At 70.2% G+C, this 11,649-nt stretch carries 10 protein-coding genes and 1 pseudogene; 2 read left to right on the top strand and 9 right to left on the bottom strand.

Going from position 1 to position 11,649, the window contains the following annotated elements; all coding sequences use genetic code 11:
• Positions 1–20: 20 nt before the first annotated feature.
• Genes OHN74_RS38870 through OHN74_RS38860 form a run of 3 tightly spaced genes read right to left on the bottom strand, consistent with a single transcriptional unit; the run spans position 21 to position 2,322 of the window.
• The gene (locus tag OHN74_RS38870; RefSeq protein ID WP_327699250.1) at positions 21–1,253 is read right to left on the bottom strand and encodes a cation:proton antiporter; all 1,233 of its coding nucleotides are present in this window, start codon (positions 1,251–1,253) and stop codon (positions 21–23) included.
• A gap of 7 nt (positions 1,254–1,260) precedes the next feature.
• Positions 1,261–1,746, bottom strand: coding sequence for a cation:proton antiporter regulatory subunit (locus tag OHN74_RS38865; RefSeq protein WP_327699249.1), 486 nt, complete (start codon positions 1,744–1,746; stop codon positions 1,261–1,263).
• A 45-nt stretch (positions 1,747–1,791) separates the two neighbouring features.
• The gene (locus OHN74_RS38860; protein WP_327699248.1) at positions 1,792–2,322 is read right to left on the bottom strand and encodes a DinB family protein; all 531 of its coding nucleotides are present in this window, start codon (positions 2,320–2,322) and stop codon (positions 1,792–1,794) included.
• 154 nt (positions 2,323–2,476) lie between these two features.
• On the opposite strand from OHN74_RS38860, the pseudogene OHN74_RS38855 reads away from it, so the two are divergent.
• Positions 2,477–2,701 (top strand): annotated as a pseudogene (locus OHN74_RS38855) (LLM class flavin-dependent oxidoreductase); the annotation flags it as partial.
• Between the two features lie 97 nt (positions 2,702–2,798).
• Here OHN74_RS38855 and OHN74_RS38850 read toward each other — a convergent pair.
• From OHN74_RS38850 to OHN74_RS38825, 6 genes are all read right to left on the bottom strand, one after another.
• Positions 2,799–4,853: an alpha-L-fucosidase gene (locus OHN74_RS38850; RefSeq protein ID WP_327699247.1), complete on the bottom strand. Its 2,055-nt coding sequence runs from the start codon at positions 4,851–4,853 to the stop codon at positions 2,799–2,801.
• A gap of 370 nt (positions 4,854–5,223) precedes the next feature.
• Positions 5,224–6,114: a lysophospholipid acyltransferase family protein gene (locus tag OHN74_RS38845; RefSeq protein WP_327699246.1), complete on the bottom strand. Its 891-nt coding sequence runs from the start codon at positions 6,112–6,114 to the stop codon at positions 5,224–5,226.
• Positions 6,114–6,887, bottom strand: coding sequence for a GNAT family N-acetyltransferase (locus OHN74_RS38840; RefSeq protein ID WP_327699245.1), 774 nt, complete (start codon positions 6,885–6,887; stop codon positions 6,114–6,116). The genes OHN74_RS38845 and OHN74_RS38840 overlap by 1 nt, the downstream gene beginning before the upstream one ends.
• 311 nt (positions 6,888–7,198) lie before the next feature.
• Positions 7,199–7,948, bottom strand: coding sequence for a succinate dehydrogenase/fumarate reductase iron-sulfur subunit (locus tag OHN74_RS38835; RefSeq protein ID WP_327699244.1), 750 nt, complete (start codon positions 7,946–7,948; stop codon positions 7,199–7,201).
• Positions 7,945–9,897: a fumarate reductase/succinate dehydrogenase flavoprotein subunit gene (locus OHN74_RS38830; RefSeq protein ID WP_327699243.1), complete on the bottom strand. Its 1,953-nt coding sequence runs from the start codon at positions 9,895–9,897 to the stop codon at positions 7,945–7,947. Before OHN74_RS38830 ends, OHN74_RS38835 begins: the two co-directional genes overlap by 4 nt.
• Before the next feature lies 1 nt (position 9,898).
• Positions 9,899–10,570 carry a succinate dehydrogenase gene (locus OHN74_RS38825; protein WP_327700418.1) on the bottom strand — a complete coding sequence of 224 codons (672 nt, stop codon included), beginning with the start codon at positions 10,568–10,570 and terminating at the stop codon, positions 9,899–9,901.
• Positions 10,571–10,700: 130 nt separating this feature from the next.
• Between OHN74_RS38825 and OHN74_RS38820 the strand changes: the two genes are divergently transcribed.
• The gene (locus OHN74_RS38820) at positions 10,701–11,585 is read left to right on the top strand and encodes a LysR family transcriptional regulator (protein WP_327699242.1); all 885 of its coding nucleotides are present in this window, start codon (positions 10,701–10,703) and stop codon (positions 11,583–11,585) included.
• Positions 11,586–11,649 lie beyond the last annotated feature (64 nt).

The following is an 11,649-nucleotide window of genomic DNA, read 5'->3' as shown; positions in this document are numbered from 1 at the left end:
CCCTACGACCGGGGGCACCATCAGTCGCCCACCGTCGTCGGCTGCACCGTCTCGTTCGCCGGTGCCTCGGCCGGGGTCCCGGAGCGGGCGCGCCGGGTTCGCCACGCGCCGGCCCGGGCTGCCAGGGGCTCGGTCCAGCGGGCGGTGAGCGGGCCTGCGACGACCAGGATCAGAACGTACGCCGTCGCCAGCGGGCCGAGGTCGGACTCGATGCCGGCGGTGACCGCGAGGCCCGCGATGACGATGGAGAACTCGCCGCGCGCCACCAGCGCGCCGCCCGCCCGCCAGCGGCCCTTGACCGAGATTCCGGCGCGGCGGGCCGCCCAGTAGCCGGTGGTGATCTTCGTGCCTGCCGTGACGACGGCGAGGGCGAGGGCCGGCAGCAGCACGGGCGGGATACTGGCCGGGTCGGTGTGCAGCCCGAAGAAGACGAAGAAGATGGCCGCGAACAGGTCCCTCAGCGGACTGAGCAGGGTGTGCGCCCCCTCCGCCACCTCGCCCGACAGCGCGATCCCGACGAGGAACGCCCCTACGGCGGCGGACACCTGGAGCTCCTGGGCGATGCCCGCGACGAGAATGGTCAGGCCGAGGACGACCAGCAGCAGCTTCTCGGGGTCGTCGCTGGAGACGAAGCGGGAGATGACCCGGCCGAAGCGGACCGCCACGAACAGCACCAGCCCGGCGGCCCCCAGCGCGATCGCCAGGGTGACACTGCCGGCGGCGAGCGAGACACCGGCCACCAGCGCGGTGACGATCGGCAGATAGACCGCCATCGCCAGGTCCTCCAGGACCAGGATGCTGAGGATCACCGGGGTTTCGCGGTTGCCGACCCGGCCCAGGTCGCCCAGCACCTTGGCGATGACACCGGAGGACGAGATCCAGGTGACCCCGGCGAGCACGACGGCGGCGACCGGGCCCCAGCCGAGCAGCAGCGCGGCGACGGCGCCGGGCAGCGCGTTCAGGGTGAAGTCCACCAGCCCTGCCGGGTAGTGGGACTTGAGGTTGGAGACGAGATCGCTGGCCGTGTACTCGAGCCCGAGCATCAACAGCAGCAGTATGACGCCGATTTCGGCGCCGGTCGCGATGAACTCCTCGCTGGCGCCGAGCGGCAGCAGACCGCCTTCGCCGAAGGCGAGACCGGCGAGCAGATAGAGGGGTATCGGGGAGAAGCTGAGCCGGGCGGCCATCCGGCCGAGCAGCCCGAGCGCGAGGATGATGGCACCGAACTCGATCAGCAGAACCTGGGAGTGCATGGCGGTGTCACTCCCGTCCGAGTATCGCCGCGGCGGCGTCGACGCCCTCGCGGGTGCCGATCACGATGATCACGTCACCGCCGGCCAGCCGGAAGGCGGGCGTCGGGGAGGGGATCGCCTCGGCCCGCCGCAGCACAGCGACCACGGACGCGCCGGTCTCCGTCCGCATCCGTGTCTCCCCGAGGACCCGCCCGTTCCAGCGCGACCCGGCGGCGACCTCCACCCGCTCCGCGACCAGCCCCAGCGGTGTCGTGGACAGCAGACTGGAGCTGTGGTGCGAGGGACTCAGCGCGTCGATCAGCGAGGCCGCCTCGGGCGCGGTCAGCCGCAGCGACTGGGCGCACGAGTCCGGATCGTCGTCCCGGTAGAGGTTCACGGTACGGCCGCCGTCCCGGTGGGCCACCACCGACAGATGCCGTTGCTCACGTGTGACGAGGTCGTACTGAACCCCTATACCCGGCAGTGGAGTCGCCCGCAGGCGTGGCGCAGACACGTTGAATCCCCTTACTGATCGGCTGAGTTGGACCTTTGCCGGGGCTCAGGCACCCGTGGCCCCGTCGACGAGTTCGCGCAGGAGGTCGGCGTGGCCGTTGTGGCGGGCGTACTCCTCGATCATGTGCACCATGATCCAGCGCAGCGAGAGCCCCTGGGTACCTGCCATAGCCGCCTCCGCCTCCGACAGGCGTCCGGACTCGTCCAGTGAGCCGGCGGCGGTGACCAGCTCCCGGCTCCGCGCGACCTCCGCCCGCCAGACGGCCAGCGCCTCGTCGAGGCCGCGCTCGGGGACGAGGGTGAAACCGTCGCCCTTGCCCTCCGGGTACACGAGGGGCACGTCGAGGCGCGCGAACACCCGCTGGAACCAGTTCCGTTCGACCTCGGCCAGGTGCTGGACGAGCCCGAGCAGCGTCATCTCCGAGGGAGCCGCCGAGGCGAGGCGCAACTGCCGGTCGTCGAGGCCCTGGCACTTGAGGGCGAGGGTGGCGCGGTGGAAGTCGAGCCAGGCACTCAGCATGGCGCGTTCGTCGGCGTGCGCGGGAGGTATGGGACGGCCGTCCGGTGTAGTCGACATGTACTGCACCCTCGCACAGGTGCCCGGCGGGCCGCGAGGAATGCGTGCGGCGGGAAGATCGCCGGCAGGGCACATCCGAGACCGTCCGGAGCCGTCCGGAGCCGTTGTGCCGAACCCACCAGGTCATCCGGTGCGATCACGGCGACCGGGTCCGGTGCTGTCCGCGACCCGGTTCTCCTTGCTCGACCGGTCCCGGAAGCCGGGGCTCTGCGGGACACCGTCGCACCGGCCCGGGAGGCGGAGCCACCCGGTTTCCACCGGTACCGGGTCTCCGAACACCATGGCGTGCCCGGGGTCGCCGGTTCCGCGCCCATCGTGCGGGCCGCGGCCGTGGCAGCCGCGGCCCGCACCGATCCGGGCCGGCACGGGCGGCGTCGTACACCGTCTCCAGGGACGCAACCGCTGTCGGTGGGCACCTACCGGCCGGTGGGCGCCCACCGCCGAAGACCGTCGGCATGCGGAAGGGGCAGTGTCTGTCAGCCGACCGGCTTGAACGTCCACAGCAGGTTGTTGTGCTGCTGCCACGTCCACTGCTTGGCCACGGACCCTGCGGCGACCATGCCGCCGCCGTCGAGGGCCAGTCCGGTGGTGCGGTTGGTGACCGAGTACTGGCCTTGGCCGCGGTGGGTGATCTGCCACTGCTGGTTGGTGCCGCTGTTCCAGGCGGCCTGCCGGGCCGGATCGCCGTTGGCGGTGGCGCCCCAGCCGTCGGCGACCATGCCGTTGGTGCGGTTGACGAGCCTGTAGTAGCCGTTGCCGAGTTCGATCGCCTGCCACTGGACGTTGGCGTTGTCCACCGGCTCCCACTGCTTCAGGTTCGAGCCGCTGGTGAAACTGCCGCCGCTGTCCAGCACCAGACCGCTCGTGACGTTGCCCAGGCGGAAGTATCCGGCCGGGTTGAACGTCACCTTCAGTGAGGCGATGGCGTCGTTGTTGCCGGTCACCCGGAGGTCGGGGTTGTTCGAGGTGAACGTCCAGGCGGTGCCGGTGAAGTTGTCGCCGGAGTAGCCGGTCACCTGGTAGCCGTCGGGCACCAGGACGGAGGAGGCCGCGGCGGGCCCCAGACCGGCGGCGGACAGCTGGGAGGAGGTGTAGCTGCCCAGTTGCAGAGCGGCGCGGGTGCCTTGGTAGTCGACGTTCTGGAACACGCTCGGTGAAACCGTCGTGGGCATGCCCTGGACCTCGACGCACACCACCGAGAGGTTGGCGTTCGGCGCGGTGGCCGGCACGGTGACGTTGATCTTGTCGGTGACGGTGTACGAGAGCGAGGCGGAGGGGTTGTTCAACAGATAGACGCGGCTGATCGTGTTGTCGATCCGCGGTATCTGGAGCCGGCCGTTCGTGGGCCAGGCAAAGACATGGGCGAAGAGCTTGCCGTTCTTCCTGGTGAGCCTCCCCCACGAGGGCTCGGTGGTGAACGGACTGCTGCTGGTGCCGTGGATGCTGTCGCTGTACGTCGACATCCATGAGGCCAGGCCGTTCAGGACGGTCTGGGATCCCGCCGTGACCGAACCGTCGCCCTTGGGGCCGATGTTCAACAGGAGGTTGCCGTCCCGGGACACCACCGTCACGAGCTCCTGGATGATGTCCTTGACGGATCTGTAGGAGTTCTCCTTCGACGCGTTGTAGCCCCAGGCGTCGTTCATGGTGACGCACCGCTCCCACGGCCGGCCCATCGGCTCGTCGGGTATCCCGAACTCCGCGACGTCGTAGTCGCCGAGACGGTGGCCCCGCTTGACCCGTTCATTGACGATGAGGCCGGGCTTGCGGGCGATCAGCCAGTTGTAGAGATCGACGCCGTCCGACTCCAGCCACCAGTGCTCCAGGGTGGCGCTGGCAGGCTCGTTGAACCAGTCGCCGTCGAACCACAGCAGGGCCGGGTCGTATCGGTCCAGCAGTTCCTGGAGCTGCGCCTTCATGTCGTTGATGTAGGCGGTGCGGGCGGCCTGCGACGACATCGTCGTGAGGCCGTTGTCGTGGCGGTCGGTCTGGGAAGGGTGGTCCCAGTCGAGGATCGAGTAGTACAGGCAGAACTTGATCCCGCGGCTCTCGCACGCGGACTTGAGCTGCATGAGCGGGTCCGTCTGGACGCCGCCGAAGTCGTGCAGGTTGTACTGCTTGGTGCCGGTGGCGTCGGTGAAGCCCGGGACGTTGGAGTCCCACATCGCGTAGCCCTCGTGGTGCTTGGCGGTGATCACGAGGTACTTCATGCCGGCGTTCTTGGCCAGCTCGGCGATCTGGGCGGCGTTGAACTGGCTCGGGTTGAAGTTCTGGGTGACCTGGGTCTGGTAGTTCGCCTTGCTCCACCGCGAGTTGGTGAACGCCCATTCGCCCTGGCCGAGCTGCGAGTACGACCCGTAGTGGATGAACATCCCGAACCGGGCCTGGTACCACCAGTCCATCTTCGAGGGGACGGTGTACGCCTCGGCGGCGGAGGGCCACAGAGCCTGCGGCAGCCCGAAGGCGGCGACTCCACCGGCAAGGGCGGCGGCCTTCATCAGAGAGCGTCTGCTGAGGGAGGCAGAGGACATGGTGCGGCTCCATGTGTCAGAGGGGGATGACAGGGCGCTAGGAGCGGAACGCCGACATGGCGGCCGTGCTCCGCATCACCCAACAGAAGACATCGGATGGATTTATAGGAGAACGACCATGGCCGCGTCTACAGTTGAGACGAGATTGACCCAAATTCACGAAAAAACAGCAGGCTCTCAGAGGTGTTGATCCCGAAAGATCACCCCACCACGATCAACTGCGATTCCATACATGGGATCTCTCGGGCGGGCTGAACGGCTCAGTCGAGCGGCGAACCCCCGGCCGACCGCCCCCGAAGAAGAGGCGGCACAGCCGGCCTCATTCTTCGGGGGCGCGGGGAACTGCGCGACCGGCCGCCGCAGGGCGTGCCTACGCGGCGGAGCCGACTGCCCGTCCGGCATCAGCCGTCCGGGCCGGAGCAAGCCGATCCGGACGGCTGCCCGGCGTATCGGCGTGCCGTGCCTCGGCCGGCGAGGGCCGGTGCGGGCCGAGGAGCGGCGGCTGGGCAGCTCTGGCCAGGGCGCGCCGGTCCCGATGGCTCCCCGGTGCTATGGCGTCCCGTACCTCGACCTCGGCCACCAGCCCGCGGGCCGACACCACTCGCCACACCGACGTGAGCAGGGAGTCCTCGCCGACGAAGGCGGGCGCCGTGCTGGCCGCTCCCCCGGCGAGCCGGTAGTGCAGGTGCACCGGCTGGACGGGGACCCCTGCGTCCAGCGCGGCCTGGAACACCGCGCGGCGGAAGTGGCCCTGCGCCTTGCCGCACCAGGTGCTGCCCTCGGGGAAGGCAACGACCGCCGTGCCCGCCCGCAGCGCGTCGGCGATCCTCGCGACGGTCTGCGGCAGTGCCCGCAGCCGGTCGCGCTCGATGAACAGCGCACCACTGGTCGCGGTCAGCGCGCCCGCCACCGGCCACCGCCGGATCTCGGCCTTGGCCAGCATCCTCGCCGGCCGTACGGCGGCCAGCAGCGGGATGTCCAGCCACGAGATGTGGTTGGCGACCAGCAGCACGCCTCCGGTGGGCGCGCTGGGACCGGTCACCCGGAGCCGGACGCCCGCGGCCCGCACGATGGTGCGGGCCCAGCGCCGTACCCACCCGGCGGGGATCAGCCTGCCGAGCGGGCACAGCATGATGCCCGCGAGCAGCACGACCAGGACGGTCACCAGCCGCAGCACGGCCAGGGGTGCGGCCGTCGCGGAACCCGTCGTCTCCACACACGTCCTCGGGGTGCAGGGCGCGCTGGGCAGCCAGACGCTCATCAGGCCGGGACGAGGGAGAGGAAGTGCCGCAGATAGCGCTGGTTGATCCGGCGCATCGACAGCAGCACGTAGAGGTCGGCGACCCCGAAGTCCGGGTCGTGGGCGGGCTCCCCGCAGACCCAGGCGCCCAGGCGGACGTAGCCACGCAGGAGCGGGGGCAGCTCGGTGCGGCCGGCCGGACGGGCCACGCCCTCGGCGGACCAGGGCAGCAGCGGGCGTACCCGGAACTCCTCCGGAGCCAGGTGCCGGTCGCGGACGCGGTCCCAGGTGCCGGCGGCGAGCGTGCCGCCGTCGGAGAGCGGGATGGAGCAGCAGCCGGCCAGCCAGTCGTGGCCCCGGTCGACCATGTAGCGGGCGATCCCGGCCCAGACGAGGCCGATGACCGCGCCGTCCCGGTGGTCGGGGTGGACGCAGGAGCGGCCGACCTCGACCAGGCCGGGGCGGATCGCGTCGAGCGGAGAGATGTCGAACTCGCCCTCGGAGTACAGGCGTCCGGCGATCGCGGCCCGCTCCGGGGGCAGCAGCCGGTAGGTGCCGACGACCTGGCCGGTGAACGTGTCACGGACCAGCAGGTGGTCGCAGTACGCGTCGAAGGGGTCGATGTCGAGGCCGGGCTGCGGGGAGGACAGCAGGGCGCCGAGCTCACCGGCGAAGACGTCGTGGCGCAGCCGCTGTGCGGCTCGTACGTCGTCCTCGTCGCGGGCGAGGGTGACGGTGTAGCGGGTGGGTGTGGCGGGGAGCGGAGGACGTTCGATGGTGGAAACGCCGGTCATGGCTCTCTCCTGGTCACGGGCCGGGGACGGCGGGGGCTGAGCTGGCCGGTCCCGTTACGTCCGGCCGTATCAGTTCTTCCGACTGCGGCTGTCCTGCGCGTGACTCTCGAAGAGCGATCGGGTGTGAGCTTGTTGAATGCCAGGGGTGCCTGGTGGGACCGGCAATGAGCACCACTGCCGGTCCCACCCGTCCGCACCCTTGTCGGCGAACGGTCACTGGAGCGCCCTGACAGGGGCGCGGGGCTGAGACATTTACGGCTCCGCCGGGTGGGCGCGACCAGCCACGACGGGACGCGCACCCGACAACGGCCCTATCGCTTCGCCTCTCTCCGAGCGGCTCGCAGCCACTCCTTGTTCATCCCGGTGATGGAGACGAGGGGGATGCCCTTCGGGCAGGCGGTGGCGCACTCCCCGGCGAGGGTGCAGCCGCCGAACCCCTCCTCGTCCATCTGCGCGACCATGTCCAGGACGCGGGTCTCGCGCTCGGGCGCGCCCTGCGGCAGGACGTTCAGGTGGTTGACCTTGGCGGAGGTGAAGAGCATCGCCGCCCCGTTCGGGCAGGCGGCCACGCAGGCCCCGCAGCCGATGCACTCGGCGTGCTCGAAGGCGAAGTCCGCGTCCGGTTTCGGTACGGGGGTGGCGTGGGCCTCGGGGGCGGCGCCGGTCGGGGCGGTGACGTAGCCGCCGGCCTGGATGATCCGGTCGAAGGCCGACCGGTCGACGACGAGATCCTTCACCACCGGGAAGGCGGCGGCGCGCCACGGCTCGACGTCGATCGTGTCGCCGTCGGCGAAGGACCGCATGTGGAGCTGGCAGGTGGTGGTGCGCTCGGGCCCGTGCGCGTCGCCGTTGATGACGAGCGAGCACGCACCGCAGATGCCCTCGCGGCAGTCGTGGTCGAAGGCGACCGGGTCGTCGCCCTTGAGGATGAGCTCCTCGTTGAGGGTGTCGAGCATCTCCAGGAAGGACATGTCGGCCGAGATGCCGTCCACCTCGTACGTGGACATGGCGCCGTCGGCGTCGGCGTTGCGCTGCCGCCAGACGCGCAGGGTGAGCTTCATGCGTAGCTCCGCTGGGTGGGGTGGACGTACTCGAAGACGAGGTCTTCCTTGTGCAGGGTCGGGGCCTCGCCCGTCCCGGTGAACTCCCAGGCGGCGGCGTACGAGAACTCCTCGTCCCTGCGCTCCGCCTCGCCGTCGGGGGTCTGGGACTCCTCGCGGAAGTGGCCGCCGCAGGATTCGGCGCGGTGCAGGGCGTCGAGGCACATCAGCTCGGCGAGTTCGAGGTAGTCGACGACGCGGTTCGCCTTCTCCAGCGACTGGTTGAACTCCTCTCCGGTGCCCGGGACCTTGATCCGCCGCCAGAACTCCTCGCGGATCTGCGGAATGCGCTCCAGTGCCTTGCGCAGGCCGCTGTCGCTCCGCGCCATTCCGCAGAACTCCCACATCAGTTCGCCGAGTTCACGGTGGAAGGAGTCGGGCGTGCGGTCGCCGTCGACGGAGAGAAGGAGGTTCAGCCGGTCCTCGGTCTCCGCCAACACCTCCTGTACGACGGGGTGTTGGGCGTCGACGGGATCGCGGCCGGGGTGGCGGGCCAGGTAGTCGTTGATGGTGGCCGGGAGGACGAAGTAGCCGTCGGCCAGGCCCTGCATCAGCGCGGAGGCGCCGAGCCGGTTCGCGCCGTGGTCGGAGAAGTTGGCCTCGCCGATCGCGAACAGGCCGGGGACGGTGGTCTGGAGGTCGTAGTCGACCCAGAGGCCGCCCATCGTGTAGTGCACGGCGGGATAGATCCGCATGGGGACCGTGTACGGGTCCTCGGCGGTGATCCGGGCGTACATGTCGAAGAGGTTGCCGTACTTCTCCTCGACGGCCTTGCGGCCCAACCGTGCGATGGCGTCGGCGAAGTCGAGGTAGACGCCCTGTCCGCCGGGTCCGACACCGCGCCCCTCGTCGCACACGTTCTTGGCGGCGCGGGAGGCGATGTCGCGCGGCACGAGGTTGCCGAAGGAGGGGTAGATGCGCTCCAGGTAGTAGTCGCGCTCGTCCTCGGGGATCTCGTTCGCGGGCCGCCGGTCCCCCTGGGCCTTGGGCACCCAGATGCGGCCGTCGTTGCGCAGCGACTCGCTCATCAGGGTGAGCTTGGACTGGTGCTCGCCGGTGCGCGGGATGCACGTCGGATGGATCTGCGTGAAGCAGGGGTTGGCGAAGAGGGCGCCGCGCCGGTGGGCCCGCCAGACGGCGGTGGCGTTGGAGTTCATGGCGTTCGTGGAGAGGTAGAACACGTTGCCGTAGCCGCCGGAGGCGAGGACGACGGCGTCCGCGAAGTGGCTGGAGATCTCCCCGGTGATCAGGTCACGGGCGACGATCCCCCGGGCCCGTCCGTCGACGACGATCAGGTCGAGCATCTCGGTGCGGGCGTGCATCTCGATGTTCCCGGCGGCGATCTGCCGGCTGAGGGCCTGGTAGGCGCCGAGCAGCAGTTGCTGTCCGGTCTGGCCGCGGGCGTAGAAGGTCCGCGAGACCTGGACGCCGCCGAAGGAACGGGTGTCGAGCAGTCCGCCGTACTCGCGGGCGAAGGGAACGCCCTGGGCGACGCACTGGTCGATGATCTCGACGGAGATCTGCGCGAGCCGGTGGACGTTGGACTCGCGCGCCCTGAAGTCGCCGCCCTTGACGGTGTCGTAGAACAGCCGGTGCACGGAGTCGCCGTCGTTGCGGTAGTTCTTCGCCGCGTTGATGCCGCCCTGGGCGGCGATCGAGTGGGCCCGGCGCGGGGAGTCCTGGAAGCAGAACTGGACGACGTGGTAGCCCTGTTCGGCGAGCGTGGCTCCGGCGGAGCCGCCCGCGAGGCCGGTGCCGACGACGATGACGGTGTGCCCCCGCCGGTTGGCGGGGTTGACCAGCCTGGCCTCGAAACGGCGCCTGTCCCAGCGTTCGCCCACCGGCCCGGCGGGCGCCTTGTGGTCGACGAGGGGCTCACCGGTCGTGAACTCGCTGTATTCAGAGGTCATTTCAGCTCACCACTCCGGTCATGACGCCCACGGGTACGGCGAGGAAACCGGCCGTGAGCAGCAGCGCGAGTACGTTGGCGACGGTCTTGAGGGCGCGGTCGCGGGTGCGGCTGCCGGCGCCGAGGGTCTGGGCCGCGCTCCAGAATCCGTGCCGGATGTGCAGGCCGAGGGCGAGCATCGCGACGATGTAGATGACGTTGCCGTACCAGGTGGAGAAGGTGTCGACGACGTTCTGGTAGGGGTGGCCCGGCTGGAAGCCGCCCGAGTGGACGGTGCCGGTGGTCAGGTCGAGGATGTGCCAGACGATGAAGAGACCGAGGATGGTCCCGCCCCAGCGCATGGTGCGCGTCGCGTAGCTCGTCCGCGCCTTCCTGTGCACGTACTTGCTCGGCCGGGCCCGGATGTCGCGGCGGCTGAGCTGGTAGGCGGAGGTGGCGTGGGCCACCACGGCGGCCACGAGGACGATCCGGATGAGCCAGAGCGTCCACTCGTAGTGCATGAAGGGCTCGCCGACCGTGCGCAGCCAGTGGGCGTAGTGGTTGAACTCGCCCGGTCCGAAGAAGATCTTCAGGTTGCCGATCATGTGGACGACGAGGTACAGCAGCATGATCAGACCGCTCACGGCCATCACGGTCTTCTTGCCGACGGAGCTGTCCCACACCGTGCGTGCCATGGACGACCGTCGGTCCGTCCGCGTTGCCAGAGCCATGGCCAAGACGCTAGGCGGCGGAACCCCGATCGGTCCAAGACATGGTCCGGCTCGTTTCCATAGCCAGTGCCTATGCACGGCCTATGCTGGACGCATGCAGTTCCAGCAGCTCCAGTACTTCGTGGCGGTCGCCGAGACCCGGCACTTCACCCGCGCCGCGGATCTCGTCCATGTCGCGCAGCCCTCGCTCTCCCAGCAGATCAAGTCGCTGGAACGGGAGTTGGGGGCCGAACTGTTCCTGCGGGCACGCGGCAACATCACCCTCACGGACGCCGGCGAGGCACTTCTCCCGCTGGCCCGGCGGATCCTGGCCGACGCGGACACCGCCCGGCACGAGGTGCAGGAACTGGTCCAGCTCCGGTCCGGGCGGATCCGGCTGGGGGCGACGCCGAGCCTGTGCACGGGTCTGCTGCCGGACGTGCTGCGCGCCTTCCACGACCGCTATCCCGGCATCCGGCTGCTGATCGAGGAGGGCGGCTCGCACGACCTCGTACGGGAGCTGGCGCGCGGCGCCCTGGACCTGGCCCTGGTCGTCCTCCCGCTGCCGACCCCGTCCCCGGCGCTGACCACGGTGGAGATCCTGCGCGAGGACCTGGTGGTGGTGTCGTCCCCGGAGGCACCCGCACCCGGCCGGGGCCGGCGGACCGTCCGCGTCGCCGACCTGGAGGGCGAGCGACTGGTGATGTTCCGGCACGGCTACGACCTGCGCGAACTGACCGTGGCCGCATGCCGCTCCGCCGGGTTCGAGCCGGACTTCGCGGTGGAGGGCGGTGAGATGGACGCGGTGCTGGGGTTCGTGCGGGCGGGGCTGGGCGTGGCCGTCGTACCGCGCATGGTGGCGAGCCGGTCGGGGCGCGGGCTGCGGGTGACGCCGTTGGCCCGGCCGGGGTTGTTCCGGGCGATCGCCCTGGCCCACCGGAGTGATGTGGCTCCGCCTCGGGCGGCACGGGAGTTGCAGCGGATGCTGTTGGAGCGGTGAGGGGCGCTGCGCCGGGCTGCGGGAGGGGCGGCTCGGGTCATGGGCACAGCTCAGGCCGTCCGTG

Origin of the sequence: Streptomyces sp. NBC_00459 (genome assembly GCF_036013955.1) — a bacterium.
Taxonomy (GTDB): domain Bacteria; phylum Actinomycetota; class Actinomycetes; order Streptomycetales; family Streptomycetaceae; genus Streptomyces.
The sequence above is the reverse complement of the archived record's forward strand: the minus strand, read 5'-3'. Positions and strand labels throughout refer to the sequence as shown.